General features: G+C 42.0%; 13 protein-coding genes. 2 read left to right on the top strand and 11 right to left on the bottom strand.

All coding sequences use genetic code 11. The features are described from left to right. Nucleotides 1–3: 3 nt before the first annotated feature. Together trkA and G4407_RS11330 are read right to left on the bottom strand one after the other, a co-directional pair. The gene (gene trkA / locus G4407_RS11335) at nucleotides 4–1,365 is read right to left on the bottom strand and encodes a Trk system potassium transporter TrkA (RefSeq protein ID WP_173688971.1); all 1,362 of its coding nucleotides are present in this window, start codon (nucleotides 1,363–1,365) and stop codon (nucleotides 4–6) included. A 165-nt stretch (nucleotides 1,366–1,530) separates the two neighbouring features. Next, nucleotides 1,531–3,606 (bottom strand): elongation factor G, encoded by a 2,076-nt coding sequence (locus tag G4407_RS11330; RefSeq protein ID WP_173688970.1) that lies wholly within the window; start codon nucleotides 3,604–3,606, stop codon nucleotides 1,531–1,533. 184 nt (nucleotides 3,607–3,790) lie between these two features. On the opposite strand from G4407_RS11330, the gene G4407_RS11325 reads away from it, so the two are divergent. Together G4407_RS11325 and aroA are read left to right on the top strand one after the other, a co-directional pair. Further along, nucleotides 3,791–4,888, top strand: coding sequence for a prephenate dehydrogenase (locus tag G4407_RS11325; protein WP_173688969.1), 1,098 nt, complete (start codon nucleotides 3,791–3,793; stop codon nucleotides 4,886–4,888). A 101-nt stretch (nucleotides 4,889–4,989) separates the two neighbouring features. Then, the gene (gene aroA / locus G4407_RS11320; protein WP_173688968.1) at nucleotides 4,990–6,303 is read left to right on the top strand and encodes a 3-phosphoshikimate 1-carboxyvinyltransferase; all 1,314 of its coding nucleotides are present in this window, start codon (nucleotides 4,990–4,992) and stop codon (nucleotides 6,301–6,303) included. Between the two features lie 68 nt (nucleotides 6,304–6,371). On the opposite strand, the gene G4407_RS11315 is transcribed toward aroA, so the two are convergent. From G4407_RS11315 to G4407_RS11275, 9 genes are all read right to left on the bottom strand, one after another. Then, on the bottom strand, nucleotides 6,372–7,736 hold the full coding sequence (locus tag G4407_RS11315) for an MATE family efflux transporter (protein WP_173688967.1): 1,365 nt from the start codon (nucleotides 7,734–7,736) through the stop codon (nucleotides 6,372–6,374). A gap of 35 nt (nucleotides 7,737–7,771) precedes the next feature. Next, a complete protein-coding gene (locus tag G4407_RS11310; protein WP_173688966.1) occupies nucleotides 7,772–9,100 on the bottom strand; it encodes a TldD/PmbA family protein in 1,329 nt (442 codons plus the stop codon). Next, nucleotides 9,101–10,477 carry a TldD/PmbA family protein gene (locus G4407_RS11305; protein WP_173688965.1) on the bottom strand — a complete coding sequence of 459 codons (1,377 nt, stop codon included), beginning with the start codon at nucleotides 10,475–10,477 and terminating at the stop codon, nucleotides 9,101–9,103. A 17-nt stretch (nucleotides 10,478–10,494) separates the two neighbouring features. Beyond that, nucleotides 10,495–11,463, bottom strand: a complete 969-nt coding sequence (locus G4407_RS11300) for an ABC transporter ATP-binding protein (protein WP_274597656.1) — start codon at nucleotides 11,461–11,463, stop codon at nucleotides 10,495–10,497. Next, the gene (locus G4407_RS11295) at nucleotides 11,450–12,484 is read right to left on the bottom strand and encodes an ABC transporter ATP-binding protein (protein ID WP_173688963.1); all 1,035 of its coding nucleotides are present in this window, start codon (nucleotides 12,482–12,484) and stop codon (nucleotides 11,450–11,452) included. The genes G4407_RS11300 and G4407_RS11295 overlap by 14 nt, the downstream gene beginning before the upstream one ends. Nucleotides 12,485–12,494: 10 nt before the next feature. Next, nucleotides 12,495–13,415, bottom strand: a complete 921-nt coding sequence (locus G4407_RS11290) for an ABC transporter permease (protein ID WP_173688962.1) — start codon at nucleotides 13,413–13,415, stop codon at nucleotides 12,495–12,497. Nucleotides 13,416–13,430: 15 nt separating this feature from the next. Further along, nucleotides 13,431–14,360, bottom strand: coding sequence for an ABC transporter permease (locus G4407_RS11285; RefSeq protein ID WP_173688961.1), 930 nt, complete (start codon nucleotides 14,358–14,360; stop codon nucleotides 13,431–13,433). 86 nt (nucleotides 14,361–14,446) lie between these two features. Continuing rightward, the gene (locus G4407_RS11280; protein ID WP_173688960.1) at nucleotides 14,447–16,144 is read right to left on the bottom strand and encodes a peptide ABC transporter substrate-binding protein; all 1,698 of its coding nucleotides are present in this window, start codon (nucleotides 16,142–16,144) and stop codon (nucleotides 14,447–14,449) included. A gap of 210 nt (nucleotides 16,145–16,354) precedes the next feature. Further along, complete coding sequence (locus G4407_RS11275) at nucleotides 16,355–17,185, bottom strand: MurR/RpiR family transcriptional regulator (RefSeq protein ID WP_173688959.1); 831 nt, start codon at nucleotides 17,183–17,185, stop codon at nucleotides 16,355–16,357. Nucleotides 17,186–17,246: the final 61 nt, after the last annotated feature.

Here is a 17,246-nt window from a genome sequence, read left to right as displayed (position 1 = left end):
CCCCTATTGCTCAGCCAGAATATCTGTGATATCCTGAACCTTCTTCTGGGTTGTAACGATTACAACACTGTCGCCCACCTGAATGGATTCATCCCCGTCCGGAATAATGATCTGCCGTTTTCTTCCGATACATGCGATCAGATTGTTCGGCTTCAGTTCCAGATCCTTAAACGGGATATCTGTATATTCTGTTTTTTCTTTGATAATAAATTCCAGTGCTTCTACTCTTCCGCCAACCAGCTGATACATAGATTCAACATTGACATTCTTGAGAGAATTCTGGCGAGCACGCACATAACTCATGATCGCATCTGCTGTTGCAGTCTTTGCCGATACGATCAGATCGATTCCAAGTTCCTCGACAAGCTGGGCACGTCCGTCTTCGTTGACCTTTGCCACGATTTTGTCCACACCTTTTGTCTTTGCAAAAAGTGCAAGGATAATATTCTCCTCATCCATACCGGTCAGGCTGACCAGGGCATCTGCCTGTTCAATTCCTTCTTCGATCAGAAGATCATGGTCTGCAGCATTCCCACAAATGATCGTCGCTTTCGGAAGCTGATCGCAGAGATCTTCGCATTTCTTCCAGTCCTGCTCAATGATCTTCACCTGCATACCAAGTCCTAAAAGCTGTTTTGCCAGATAATATCCGACTTTTCCACCACCACAGATCAGAATATTCTTCGGCTCTTTCCGCTTTCCGATCAGATGGAAAAATTCTTCAATATATTTGTGGGATGCAACGATATGAAGCCGGTCTCCATCATGGATGACAAAATCACCATTCGGGATGATCACTTCCGATCCACGTCTTACAGCACATACCAGAACTTTGATCTGGAACTTGCGGTAAAGCTCGGCAAGCGATACTCCGCCCAGATGGCTTCTTTCTTTGACAATGAATTCTACCATCTCGACTTTTCCCTTCATAAAAGTCTCTACCTTCGCAGTATCCGGAAGAAGGATCGATCTGGAAATCTCAAATGCTGCCGCAAGTTCAGGGTTGACAGCCATACTCAGTCTTAAATCCTCTTTCAAAAGATCGATCTGCTGATAATAGATCGGATTCCTTACACGGGCGATCGTGTGTTTTGCCCCAAGTCTCTTTGCGAGCAGGCAGCTCAGCATATTCAGTTCGTCTGTCGATGCACATGCCACAACAAGATCAGCGCCCGGCACTCCTGCTTCTTTCTGCACTTTCGCATCTGCGCCATCTCCGGTAATGCAGAGAATGTCAAGCTGATTCAGTGCTTCTTTTAATTTTCCCTCATTCTGGTCGATCAAAACCACATCGTAATTTTCTTCGGATAACTGTATGGTCAGTTTATGACCAACCTTCCCGTCCCCAATAATTACAATTTTCATTTTTCTTTTCCTCTACTTTTTCTCTTAATACTAAACTTTTAATACTAAAATTGTATAAAATACCAATGGGACAGCCGAAGCTGTCACCATCATAATATGTATACCACTTTTAGTACGAAAGTACAATAGAAAAAACCGGGATTTTCTCCCGGCTTTTCCTTATTCTTATTCTTCGGCTGCACGCTTTTCAATTTCTTTTTCCTGTACATCTGCCGGAGCCTGTTCATAACGGGCAAATTCATATGAATAACTTCCTCGTCCGCCTGTCATAGAACGAAGTGTTGTGCAATATCCAAACATGCCTGTCATCGGTACATCCGCTTCAATTACCTGATATCCGCTTGACTGTGGATTCATTCCAAGAACACGCCCACGTCTCTTGTTCAGATCTCCCATAACGTCTCCGGTATAATCATCCGGAACAGTTACTTTCACAGATGCGATCGGTTCAAGAAGAACCGGTCCTGCTTCCATAAATCCTTTCTTAAATGCCTGGATCGTCGCAGTCTTAAATGCCATTTCAGAAGAATCTACCGGATGGTAAGATCCATCATACAGGGTTGCTTTCACACCAACTACCGGATATCCGGCAAGAGGTCCTTTTAATACAGATTCCTGCAATCCTTTTTCAACCGCCGGGAAGTAGTTCTTCGGAACAGCACCTCCGACTACTTCTTCCTGGAATACATACGGTGTATCCAGATCTCCGGATGGTTCAAAACGCATCTTAACATGTCCATACTGTCCATGTCCTCCGGACTGTTTCTTATACTTGGTATCTACATCTGAGTTCTTGCGGATCGTCTCACGGAACGCAACTTTTGGTGTCTCCAGTCTGATTCCGACTTTGTAACGCTCTGCCAGCTTGCTTGCTGTCACTTCCAGATGCTGGTCGCCCATTCCATAAATCAGTGACTGGCGATTCTCACTGTCATTTACCACTTTCAGTGTCACATCCTCTGCCATCATCTTCGCAAGAGCCTGTGATACCTTGTCCTCATCACCTTTGTTATTCACTACATACTTCATATATGTATACGGTTTGGAGTATTCGGTCCTTCCATAAGATACCGGTGTATTTCTTGTTGAAAGGGTATCCCCTGTCTTTGTACTTGTCAGTTTTGCAATCGCTCCGATATCACCTGCAAACAGTTCCGGAACTTCTACCGGTTTGTTGCCGGATAAGGTGTATATCTTACCGATCTTTGCTTCTGCATCCGACTCCGGATTGTAAAGGACATCATCTCCCTTTAATACACCGGAGCATACTTTTACGAAGGAATATTTTCCGATAAACGGATCTACCATGGTCTTGAATACATATGCGGTCTTTGCGGCTGCAAAATCATGATGTGCTTCAAAGATCTCATTGGTCTTACGGTTGATACCTACGCATTCGCGATATTCCGGACTTGGGAAAAATCTTACGATATCAGACAGTAAGTTTGCAACACCCTGTGCCTGAACATTGGATCCCATTGCTACCGGAACGATATCTCCGTCCATAACTTCTGTTCTCATGGCAGAGCGGATCTCTTCAACCGAGAATTCATCTCCCTCAAAATAACGTTCCATAAATGCTTCACTGGTCTCTGCCACTGCTTCAAGAAGCTTCTCTCTGTAAATCTGCAGATTCGGCAGACAATAATCCGGAATCTCGCACTCTTCTCTCTGTCCAAGTCCGGTGTATCTTCTACCTGCATTCTTGATAACGTTGACATAACCTACTAATTTCTCGTTCTCACGGATCGGCTGGAAATGTGGTGCGATCACTTTACCGTATCTTGCGGTCAGATCTTCAACGACCTGACGGAAGCTGGCATCATCCACATCCATCTCAGTAACATAGATCATACGCGGAAGATTATACTTATCACAGAGCTCCCATGCTTTCTCGGTTCCTACCTGCACACCGGCTTTTCCGGAAACAACGATAACAGCTGCATCGGCTGCGCTGACTGCTTCTTCCACTTCTCCGACAAAATCAAAATATCCAGGTGTATCAAGGATATTGATCTTTGCTTTTTCCCATTCAATCGGAATCAGACTTGTGCTAAGTGAGAATTTACGTTTCTGTTCTTCTTTATCAAAATCACTGATCGTATTGCCGTTCTCAACAGATCCCATACGATTTGTTGCTCCAGATACATAAGCCATCGCTTCTGCCAGACTGGTCTTTCCGCTTCCCCCATGTCCTAAAAGGACCACGTTTCTAATTTCATCCGTTCTGTAAACCTTCATGCTTGCTGCCTCCTTGTTAAAGTTTCTCATGGGTATATTGTACTAAACTTTCTATAAAAACACAACTATTTTATAGAATTTCAACAAAAACTTTCACTTTTACACTTTAAAGTATTGCTTTATTGACAGATAGCCTGTTTTCCTATATTATGAAAGGTAGACTATCACGAAAGGACGAAAGATTATGAAACAGAAAAAAATCGGATTTATCGGACTCGGACTCATTGGGGGCTCTATTGCAAAGGCGATCCGGCGATATTATCCGGATTATGAGATTGTCGCTTTCGACAAGAATAGAGAAACTCTGGCACTTGCCACACAGGAATCCATCATCAATGTGGCCTGTACCTCGATCGATGATAATTTCCGCGGCTGCAACTACATCTTCTTATGTGCTCCGGTTGCTTTCAATACTGCATATTTAAAGCAGATGATGCCTTACCTGCATGATGATATGATCCTGACCGACGTTGGAAGTGTCAAGACTCCGATCCATGACGAAATCATCCGGCTGGGACTGGAGGATTACTTTATCGGAGGACACCCGATGGCCGGTTCCGAAAAGAGTGGTTTTGCCAATTCCAAACCAATCCTGATCGAGAACGCCTACTTTGTTCTCACCCCTTCCGCCAAAGTAGCGAAGAAAAAGGTTGATGCATACGCATCCTTCGTAGAATCCTTGCGTGCACTTCCGATCGTACTGGATTATCATGAACACGACATCGTCACCGGCACGATCAGCCACCTGCCACATATCATTGCCGCAAGTCTGGTCAACTTTGTCAGAGACACCGACACTAAGGATGAGCTGATGAAAACCCTCGCCGCCGGCGGATTCAAGGACATTACGCGAATCGCCTCTTCTTCACCGACCATGTGGGAACATATCTGTGCACAGAATCAGAGTAATATTTCCCAGATCCTTGGAGATTATATCGAAACATTAAATGAAGCGAAAAAGCTGGTTGATGCCGGCGACTCCCAGGGAATCTACGACATGTTCGACCATTCCCGGAACTACCGCAATTCCATGCCAAACGGTTCTGCCGGTCCGATCAAGCGTGCATTCGAAATCTACTGTGACATTCCGGATGAAGCCGGTGTGATCGCCACCATCGCGACCATCCTCGCTTCTAATGCACTCAGCATTAAGAACATCGGAATCGTCCACAACCGTGAATTTGAAGAAGGCGTACTCCGCATCGAATTCTACGACAGCATCTCCTGCGAGAAGGCAGTAGCCCTTTTGCAGAAGCATCGTTATATTGTTTATGAGCGTTAATAATTAAATGCAAGACAGTCAAAAAACTCTTTTCAGGACTTTGTGTAAATTGACCACAATGTCTGAAAATAGAATTTTTACGAATGAGAGGTTACTATATTATGCAAATCCAACCTGTTAAACAGCTTCGCGGGGAAGTATCTGTTCCCGGCGATAAATCCATCTCCCACCGTTCCATTATGTTCGGTGCACTGGCAAAAGGAACTACTGAGATCACACATTTTCTTCACGGTGCCGACTGCCTCTCTACCATTGGCTGTTTCCGTGCCATGGGAATCGATATCGAAGACACACCTGAGCGTATCCTGGTTCACGGCAAAGGTCTTCACGGACTTTCCGAACCTTCTTCTGTTTTAGATGTAGGGAACAGCGGAACCACCACAAGACTGATTTCCGGTATTCTTTCCGGTCAGCCATTTGCCACCACTCTTTCCGGCGATGCTTCCCTGAACTCCCGCCCGATGAAGCGGATCATGGAACCCCTTGGAATGATGGGTGCTGATATTTTAAGCCAGAATGGGAACGGGTGTGCACCACTTCTGATCAACAGCCATCTTCTTGCCGGTCAGAATCCATCCCTGCACGCAATCCACTATCACTCAAAAGTAGCTTCTGCCCAGGTTAAATCTTCCGTACTCCTGGCAGGACTTTATGCAGACGGATTAACCCAGGTTACAGAACCTGTTCTTTCCCGTAATCATACAGAACTGATGCTGAATGGGTTCGGTGCAAACGTGCAGACAGAGGTACATTCTGATGGCAGTGCAACTGCATCTATTCTCCCATGTGAGGAATTATACGGACAGAAGATCCAGGTTCCCGGAGATATTTCTTCTGCTGCTTACTTCATCGCTGCTGCCCTTCTGGTTCCGGATTCTGAACTTCTGATAAAGAATGTAGGTACTAACCCGACCCGTGCCGGAATCCTTGAAGTATGCAGGGCAATGGGGGCTGACATTACCTATTTAAATAAAAATTGTGACAGTGGTGAACCAACTGCCGATCTTCTTGTACGTACAAGCACTCTTCACGGAACCACCGTAGAAGGTGCAATCATCCCGACACTGATCGATGAAATTCCGATGATTGCAGTGATGGCTGCTTTCGCCGAAGGAACTACGATCATCAGGGATGCTGCCGAATTGAAGGTCAAAGAGACTGACCGTATCAAAACAACTACAGAAGGACTTCTTGCCATGGGCGTTGATGTAACACCAACCGACGACGGTATGATCATCCGTGGCGGTAATCCGGTTCATGGAGGACAGATCAACAGTTATCTGGATCACCGGATCGCAATGGCCTTTTCCATCGCAGCCCTTGCCGCCGAGGGAAATACAGAAATCCAGGATGGTCAGTGTGTAGATGTATCTTATCCTTCATTCTTTACGGAACTTCATTCCCTTTCCCTGTAATTTCAGGCAAAAACATAAGAACAAAAAAGAAAGCCGCACACTACATAGGTAGTGTACAGCTTTCTTTTTTATGCGCCCTGTCCCTGTTTCTCTAATCCGTGAATCCAGTCTGTCTTAAGAAACAGAATCAAAAATATCACCGAACTGATAAACCAGGTAAGTGGATATGCCCAGTAGATTACATTGATCACCGGAATAATCCTGATAACAATACTAATATAGGTTACCCGGACTCCGCACCATACAATCATCATAACAAACATCGGAACAATACTTCTTCCCGCCCCTCTCTGAATTGCTGCCATACAATGTGAGAACGCAAGCAGACAATAGAAAAGAGCGATCGTATGTGCCTCTGCAATCCCATATTCAATTGCTTTTTGATCTCCTCCAAACGCAGCGATCAGGTATGGTGAAAAGAAAAAAACTGCTATTCCGATCACCTCTGCTATCCCGATTCCACAAACGGTTCCAAACAATGCCCCTTTTTTTGCCCGGTCATACTCTTTTGCTCCCAGATTCTGTCCGATAAACGTCGTGAGTGCCTGTGAGAAGCAGGTAACCGGAATAAATCCAAATCCTTCAATTTTGGAATATGACCCACACCCGGCCATTGCCAGAGCCCCAAACTGATTAATATTCGACTGTACAAATACATTTGCAACCGCAATAATGGAATTCTGGATTCCTGCCGGTATTCCGTTTACCACAATCAACCGCAGCATATTCCCATCCATCCGCAGTTCACGAAAAGATAACCGGAACGCCTCTGGTTCCCTGCGCAGTTTTCTGATGCACAGAACCGCACTTAATATCTGTGAAACAATCGTTGCAAAAGCTGCTGCACCTACACCAAATCCTAAACCTCCGATCAGCACCAGATCCAGAATCACATTCAGACACGCTGAAATGATCAGATAGATAACCGGACTCTTACTGTCACCAAGCGACTGCAAAATCCCCATTCCAAAGTTATAAATTACAAATCCAAGTGAACCTGCAAAATACACCCTGAAATAAACCAGTGATTTCGGCAGTACCTCTTCCGGCGTACCTATCAGTTTTAAAATCTGCGGTGCAAGGATCAACGCAGCAACCGTAAGAAAGATTCCACATACGCCTCCAAATGCCAGTGCCGTATGGATTGCTTTTTTCAGCTTCCCATATTCTCTGGCTCCAAAATACCTCGCAATGACAACACCGGCTCCCACGCCAATTCCCCCAAAGAATCCTACCATCAGGAATATCAGATTTCCTGATGAACTGACAGCTGCAAGTGCATTATTCCCAAGAAAATTCCCCACGATCAGCGAATCCGCCACATTATACAACTGCTGGAATAAATTCCCCCATAGAAGCGGAATCGCAAACATAATAATCTTTTTGGGAATAGATCCCGTTGTCAGTAGATTTGCGTTTGATGTTTCCCCCATAATTACCCTTCTCCTTCTATAATATTTTAAGTCTATTATACTCCAGATACGGTTAATTCACCAGCAAATATATCGGAAGCAATAAATGCTCCTTTTTCGGTTAATAAAGTAGAATATGCATCCGAAATTCCTTCTATTGTCTTCAGCATATCAAAGAAATTTCCTGCCACTGTAATCTGGTTTACTCCACGGATTTCTTTTCCGTCTTCAAGCAGATATCCTTTTGAAATCAATGAAAAATCGCCACTTACTGTATTTGCACCAGCAAACATTCCATCACAGCTGACAATATAAAGACCATTTCCCATATTTTGCTTAAGATTTTTAAGTGACATTTCTTTTCCTGTCAGTTTCAAATTTGTCACGCCAATTGACGACGTTGTCCGGCAGTCAGACTTAAATCCATTACCAGTTGACTTACGCTGATCTTTCTGAGCCTCTGCACAATTATAGAGATATTCCTGCAGTACTCCCCTGTCAATCAGATTTTTTCTGGATGTCACCACACCTTCATCATCAAAACTCCGGTTATTCACACCACCGGAAAGCTGCGGGTCTTCCACAAGCATGATATGGTCTGCTGCAACCAAAGTTCCCCTTTTCCCTTCCATTTTACTAAGTCCCTGATGTACCTGCTCAGCACTAAACGAGCCAATATACATACTCAGCATTTCATTGATAACACCCGCACTTAAAATGACCGGATACTTTCCTGTTTCTACCGGTCCCGCCTCCAGCATCCGCACCGCATTTTCTGCTGCCTTCCCAACTGGTTTTTCCAGTTCATGCGGTTCTATATATTCTTTGCAGATTCCACTATATGCACTTTGTACTTTTCCGTCTTTTTTTGCCTGTGCCTGACATCCTGCCGACATATTGCGTACAGAGTCTTCCATCCGCACACCGGAATCATTCTGAATCACAATCTTTTTCAGTGTTTCACCAAAATAGATTGTATCTAGTTTTTCCAGTTCCGGAAATGCCTGTTTGATTTCTTTTTCTGCAACAGTCATCTGCTCTTCCATTTTTTGAATATCATACTCTTTTTCGTTTTTTGAGCATTCCAGTGTCTGCAGCTGAAGCGGAACGAATACTTTTTCTATTGCTTCCGCATTTTCACAGATAATTTTCATTTCTCTTTCAAACTGCTCTTCCGAAAAATCTTCTATATAAACAGATCCTTCTTTTCCCTGATAATCACCGCGCACATAGCATGCCTGTGTTTTACAAAGCTGCCTGTCCTGCACTTTTCCCTGATAAACTTCCAGGGATGATTTCTGCATTTCTTCTGTATAAAACTCCAGATTTTTAATTCCCTTTTCGTGGGCTGCTGCTGTAAATTCTCTGATAAAATTTTCTATCATCTACTCAATCCCTCCCACCGTCATATTACAGACACGAATCGTAGGCTGACCTGCTCCGATATAAAGAGCTCCGCTGGATGCATAGCAAAATCCCTGTCTCAGGTCAAAATCATCTGCTACCATATCTACTGCTTTCAAAATAGTTCCACCATTTCCGATTAAGGTTACACCCCTTACCGGTTCAGCCAGTCTGCCATTACGGATCATATAACATTCTGACGCATTAAAATTAAAATCTCCGGTTGCCGGATCCACTGACCCTCCGTTGATTGATTTTACATAGAGTCCTTTTTCTGTCGAAGTAATGATTTCTTCCGGTGTATTTTTTCCCGGTGCAATATATGTATTTGTCATTCGTGCTACCGGATAATGCCTGTAATCCTGACGTCTTGCAGAACCTGTCGGCTTTAATCCTGCGCGAAGACCATCCAGTTTATCTACCATATAACTTTTCAGAATTCCATTTTCAATCAGAACATTTTTCTGTGTCGGAGTCCCTTCATCATCTACATGAAGAGAACCCCATTCTCCTGCAATGGATCCATCATCGACCAGTGTCACTACATCTGATGCCACTTTTTTTCCGAGCATTCCACAGAATTCTGATGATCCTCTGGCAATTACCGTGGATTCCAGACTGTGACCACATGCCTCATGGAACAAAAGACCTCCAAATCCATTTGCCACAACGACTGGCATCTGACCACCCCGGCATGGTTTTGCATGTAAAATTACTTTTGCCGCCCGCGCCGCTTCTCTTGCCGCTGCTTCCACATCAATCTGATTATAATACTCATGTCCCCTCATTGCTCCAGGTCCATAATATCCACTCTGCACATCTGTTCCGTTCTGCGCATATGCAGAAATATACAGCCGCGTCTTTACACGGGTGTCCTGCACATACACACCTTCTGTATTCGCAATCTGAACCGTCTGTTCCATATCTGTCAGTTTTACCCTCATTCTGACAATTTCATCCTGTGCCATCCCCGCCGCAACCGCTTGGCGTGCCGGTGTAATTCTTTCTTTCAGTGGCACATCCGATACAACAACTGTCTCTGGTACCATTGTATAAATTTTTTTATCCTGCAGTTTCTGACGCGCCATGCAATCTCCTTTCATGGTCTTCGTTAAATCTGTGACCAGCTGGAAAACAGCTGCTTCTGAACGGTCATTCGTGTAGGCATAATATCTCGTCTTATCTTTAAAAAGACGGATTCCCACCCCGCATTCTCTCGCATTCTGACACTGTTCAATTTCATCCTGCGTAATCTGGGTTTCCTGCTGGATCCGTTCTTCTTCAAATACTTCCGCAAAGTCAGCGCCTTTTTCACTTGCCCGATCTAATACTTTTTCTATCATATCCTGTGAGAGCATTTTCATCCTCCTCTATTCTATTCCTCATTGCAATGATGACATGCCACAAAATGCCCTTCCTTAACTTCCCGCAGTTTTGGAATCTCCTGTGCACAAACTTCTGTTGCATATGGACATCTGGTTCTGAACTTGCATCCACTTGGTGCGTGAATCGGACTTGGTACTTCTCCCTTGATTTCAATCCGCTTCTTCTCACCATCTATCTCCGGATCTGCGACCGGAATTGCAGACATTAGTACCTTCGTATACGGGTGCCTCGGATTTTCAAATATCTCCTTGCTTTTCGTCAGTTCTACCAAACTACCAAGATACATGACCCCAACTCTATCCGAAATATGTCTTACCATCGATAAATCGTGGGAAATAAACAGATATGTCAATCCCCGTTCTCTTTGCAGTTTGATCAGTAGATTAACAACCTGTGCCTGAATAGATACATCCAATGCCGAAATCGGCTCATCACACACAATAAAATCCGGATTAACCGCTAACGCACGCGCTATTCCGATTCTCTGTCTTTGTCCTCCGGAAAGCTCATGGGCAAAGCGATTCGCAAAATCTTCTTTCATCCCGACACTATTCAGGAGTTCTGCAATCTTGGCGTCTTTCTCTTTTGCAGTATAATTTGTATGAACATCCATACCCTCTGCAATAATCTCGCCAATTGTCATTCTTGGATCCAATGAAGAATATGGATCCTGAAAAATAATCTGTGCGCGCTTTTTAAACTCCAGTAACTCTTTTCCTCTCATTTTACTGACATCTTTTCCATCAAAAAGAACCTGTCCGGAAGTAGCATCATAAAGCCTCAGTATTGTTCTGCCGCAAGTAGTTTTTCCACATCCCGATTCTCCTACCAGCCCCAGCGTTTCACCTTTATTTATATACAGATTTACATGGTCAACTGCTTTTAATGTATTCCCTTTTCCCACTTTAAAAAATTTACATAAATCTTTTACTTCAATTAATCTATCATTCATCAGCATTTCCGCCTTTTCTGTCATAATATGATGTTACTTTCGGTGCATTTGGATGCTGAAGCCAGCAGGACGCACTATGTTTTCCATCCACCAAAGTCTCTTCCGGCATTGCCTCTTTACAAATTTGCATGCAATACTCACATCGGGCAGCAAACGGACAGTGGTTCATTTCCAGTATCAAATCCGGAGGTGTGCCCTTTAAAGCATACAAATCTTCTTTATTTTCAGAATCCAGTCTTGGAACTGATGATAATAATGCCCAGGTATATGGATGCTTTGCATTATAAAAAATCTCTTTTGCTGTTCCTCTTTCAATAACTTGTCCGGCATACATTACTTGAATACGATCCGCAAAATTTGCAACAACTCCAAGGTCATGTGTTACAAGAATGATTGCTGTATTTAACTTCTTTTTCAGTTCCCCAAGAAGTTCCATAATTTGTGCCTGTATCGTTACATCCAAAGCGGTTGTTGGCTCATCTGCAATCAAAAGTGCCGGATTGCAGGCAAGAGCAATTGCAATCATAACTCTCTGTCTCATTCCTCCGGAAAGCTGATGCGGATATGCATCGATTCTCTTTTCTGCATCCGGTATCTTGACAAGTTTCAGCATATTAACCGCTTCTTTTTTTGCTTCATCTTTCTTCATATTCCGATGGAGGATTAACCCCTCCATAATCTGTTTTCCTATTGTCATTGTAGGATTTAACGAAGTCATCGGATCCTGAAAGATCATGCTTACTTCATTTCCTCTGTAAGCCTGCAATTCTTTCTTTTTCATCTTCATAACATCTTTATCCTGATAAATAACTTTCGACTCTGGTTTAATCTCCGCAAAAGGAGGCTGTAAAAGACGCATAATTGCTTTTGCTGTTACAGTCTTTCCACAACCAGACTCTCCAACAAACGCCAGAGTCTCTCCTTCTTTTAACTCAAAGCTTACTCCTCTGACTGCTTTTACTTCCCCTGCATAAGTATGGAATGAAACTCTTAAATCCTGTACATCTAATATCTTACCGTTTTCCATTTAATTCTACCTACTTTCTAAGTTTTGGATCCAGGGCGTCTCTGAGGCCATCACCAAGAAGCGTAAAGCAAAGCATGGTAAGTGCAATCATAAATGCCGGGAAAAACAACTGATACGGATAAAATGTAAACTGTGCTTGCGCTGCCGATGCAAGTGCACCCCAACTGGTCTTTGGCGGTTGAATTCCAAGTCCGATATAACTAAGAAATGCCTCTGAAAAAATATAGCCCGGGATATCAAATGTAATTGATACGATCACCGTACTAAGTGTATTCGGAATCATATGTCTTGTTATAATCTTCCATGGTTTAACCCCTAAAGCTTTCGCTGCTAAAATGTATTCTTCATTTTTTATTGATAACATCTGTGCGCGCACAAATCTTGCCATACCGCACCATCCGGTGACCGTCATTGCCAAAATCAAAGTTCCCATACCCTTACTCTGCAAAACAATAGACAGAACAATCACAACAATCAGGTATGGTACACTAATCAGTATTTCAACAATTCGCATCATGACATCATCCACAACTCCGCCAAAATATGCTGCAATTCCACCATAAATGCAACCAATGACTGCAGATATCAACGCACCTGCCACACCTATGATCAGCGATACACGTCCACTGATCCAAACTCTCGCAAACATGTCTCTTCCAAGTTTATCCGTTCCAAACCAGTGCTTTGCATTTGGAAACTGATTTCTTGCAGCCTTATCAACTTCTTCATATGCATATCCACTAAGCTTCGGTCCTATAATTACCATAATGACAATTGCAATAAGAATAAAAAGTGCAAGAGTCGCTACCTTATTCTGTCGAAGTCTTCTCCATGCATCCTGAAAATATCCGATTCGCGGTCTGGCTGTTTCTTCTACTGCATTTTCTTCCAGCCCAATAACCTGAAATTTCTCTTTTGCTATACTCTGCATATTTGCACCTCCTGTTTAATCACCTGATGATACTCTGATACGTGGATCAAGTATCATGTACGCAAAGTCAACAACCAGCTGCATAATGATAAATAACGCCGCATAAAAAACGGTAGTTCCCATGATCATTGTATAATCGTTATTATTAATTGATGAGACATAGTAAAATCCGATTCCAGGAATTGAAAACATTTTTTCAGTAACAAAGGCTCCGGTAAACACTCCAACCACACTGCTTGAAAAAATCGTCACTGCAGGAAGTAATGAATTTCGGAGAACATGCTTTAAAATAACAGCTCTTTCACTCAGTCCTTTTGCTCTTGCCGTCAGAACATAATCCTGTCCTAATGTATCAAGCATACTTGATTTAATATAACGAGCATAGGTCGCAACTGATCCAAACCCCATAACAATAACCGGTAAGACCATATTCGATGGTTTTCCCCAACCAGACGCCGGAAGCCATCCAAGCTTTACTGCGAATACATACTGCATTAAAGATGCCAGAACAAATACCGGTATCGTTGCTCCTAATATTGCAATAAACATTACAATATAATCCGGCCATCTGTTCTTTTTAAGTGCTGCAATAATTCCAAGTACTACTCCGATCAATGTTCCGATTATCAGAGCAGTTCCTCCAACCATTCCCGATATCGGCGAGGTTCGTGCAATCTCTCCTGTCACCGAACGTCCCGCATAAAGAATACTTTCTCCTAAATCAAAATGTACAAGTCCTTTCATATACATAAGATATTGGGTGAACAATGGCTGATCCAATCCGTATTTTGCATAATAATTTGCCTTCGTCTGCTCTGGCAGGGTTCTCGCCATACTTGCAAGCGGATCTCCAGGAATACTTCTCATTAGAAAAAACGTAATTGTCGCCACAGCAAACAGCGTAATAATCATATAACATATTCTTTTTATCGTATATTTAAACACACTGTATCCTCCTCTTAATTTTCGCCGCTTTTCTTAGTAAAAAGGCAGGAAACACATCCTGCAATTTCCTGCCTTTTTCTATCTTTTTATCTTCCAGATGTATAAACGTTCTTCCATCCCGGATGTGCAAAATACAACTGATCTTCTCCGTAATCTACATATTTAGAATGTACATACGACTTTGAAAACTGATGACTTACACTCGTTGCCAATGGACAAGTTACATAATCTTCAATAAAAATACGCTCTGCTTTCACATAATCATCCATACGTTTTGTTTCATCCATTTCGATGGAACCTGCTTTACTAAGCTGATCATATTCCTCATTTGACCATCCGGTGTAAATCTGGTTAAAGTCTGTCATATTGACACTCAGCATATCATACGGATCATTGTAATAAGCACCCCATGACATAAACCCAATCTGGTATTTACCATTAGTCAGATTATCTTCAAAAATTCCCCATTCACTGAAATCAATTTTAAGATTGATTCCAAGTGTTTCTTTGTACATCTGCTGTAAATACTCTCCAAAAGTATGGAACCAATCTGATGTTCCTGCAAGTGAATAAGTAACATCCAGTTTGGATGGATCATCCCCAAGACCAAGCTCTTTCATTCCTTCTATCAGAATATCTTTTGGTGTCTTTCCACTCTTATCAAGATCACTCTTCAAATCTTTTAACGGATCTCCAGCTTCTTCACGAAGGCTCTTCTCACCAACTGTAAGTGCCGGAGCGATCCATCCGTAAAGAGGTTCTCTCATTCCGCTAAATCCCATGTCATTCATATCATCATGATCAACTGCAAGTGTAAATGCTTCTCTGATTTTCTTATTTGAAAAGATTTTATCTTTTGTATTATAGAATTGGAAAGTAATATTTCCCCCTGAAGTCTTTGTGTAGGTATTATTGTCATCGCTTTCATATTTCTGAAGATCTTCCTGGGAACTTGCACTGATAAAATCAATCTGTCCGCTGTCATATGCATTTGTAATTGCACTCGTGTCTGAAATAATCTGATAATTCACAGCACCAAGATCTACATTCTCTTTGTCCCAGTATTCATCATTTTTTGCAAGTTTGATCGAACTGTTATGCGTCCATTCATCCACTGTAAACGGTCCGTTATATACCATCTTATCTGCATCTGTTCCATACTGATCGCCATATTTTTCTACAATATCCTCTCTCTGCGGATAAAAGATACTTGCATCTGTACTTTCCAAAAAACTTGGCATTGGATTAGTCAGGGTGATTTCCAGCGTGTACTCGTCAACTGCCTTTACCCCCAGCTGATCCGGGTTCATTTCACCACTGCTGATTGCATCATAATTCAATATAGGTGTAACAAAATATGAATTCGGACATCCTGTTGCAGGATCTGCACTTCTCTGTAATGAATATACATACTGATCTGCCGTTACCGGTTCCCCGTCACTCCACTTTCTGTCTTTTCCAATATGGAACGTCCACACTTTTCCATCATCACTTTTTTCCCAGGTTTCCGCATCTCCCGGCATGATCTTATACTCGCCATCACGTTCCTCAATGCGGATCAGACCTTCCATTGTGCTGATCAATATCTCACTGGAATAAGTATCTGACCGAAGACTTGGATCCAATGTTGTTGGTTCTGAAACCATATACGTGTTAATGTACTGTTCTTCATCTTTTTCTCCGCTGCTGGCTTTCTTGCTGTCAGTTTTTCCACCTCCACCACAAGCCGCAAGTGACAGTACCATTGCACTGCTTAGTACAAGTGCTATCATTCTCTTTTTCATTATTGTTACCTCCTTTTTTCTTGATTCATCTCTTTTCCGTATGAATCCTATTTCTTTTATCTATTGCTAATTATAGCATATACTATAATTCTTTGCTATAAATTTTTAAAAAATGTGCATTTTTATCAAAAATGCACATTTCACTTTAAAGCATATATTAAATTAATAGTTTTTTCTTGTGTTTATCGTGAAAACTTCACAAAATTCAAATCAACCTGCAAAACTCTTTTTTGATGTTGATTCCACTTTTATTTTTATCGCTGAAGTCAACAAATTTGCCAGTGCCATAGGTGCCGACAATGTATTAAGTGCAAGTCGCGTTGTACTGCCGACAAGAATAAGTTCATCTGCATAAAGTGCAATATCCGTTTCTTTTGAATCAGTGATCAGTATAATTTTTGCTTTATTTTTCTTAGCATACTCCACAACTTTCTGGGTCATAAAATAATAGTCAGGAAACGAAATTGCAAGAATTAATGTTTTTTTATCGATCATTGGCAGCACAGAATAGACATTTTCATTCAACTCCGTATTCACTTTTATTGTTGGAATCCGGACTCCTGCGAGGGCGGAACTGATACTTTCTCCGATAAGATAAGAAATTCCTCTGCCACAGATAATAATTTTAGAATATTGCAAAAAATAATCTGCTAATTCAAACATTCTCCTGATATCAAGACTTTTGATAAATTCATCCATCAACAATTTTTCTTCATTACAGATTTCCTGAAGCAGTGTCTCTTTTTCATCTAATTCATACTTCGGTATATTAGTATTATAATAATCATTGTCTTCGCAAAATTCTACTCTTCCCCGATTAATGTATTTGCGAAATTCATACTTTACCTCATTGAAACTTTCGTACCCTAATGCTTTGCACATATTCAGGATCGTAATTTCTGTAATTTCTACTTCATGACTAAGGTCACGCAAGGTTATAAATGCCATGTTCTCCGCATGTGACACCATGTAATCAGCAATTTGTTTTTGCTTTCTTGTCATTTTCGGATAAGTATCTTCAATCCTTTTTAATATCTCCATTTTTCATCCTCTTTCATCAATTATTCTAATTATTATAACCTTTTTTTTATTATTCTGCAAT

It is taken from the genome of Allocoprococcus comes, from assembly GCF_013300725.1.
Classification (GTDB): domain Bacteria; phylum Bacillota; class Clostridia; order Lachnospirales; family Lachnospiraceae; genus Allocoprococcus; species Allocoprococcus comes_A.
Note: the sequence above shows the minus strand (reverse complement) of the source record. Positions and strands in the feature narration are given on the sequence as shown.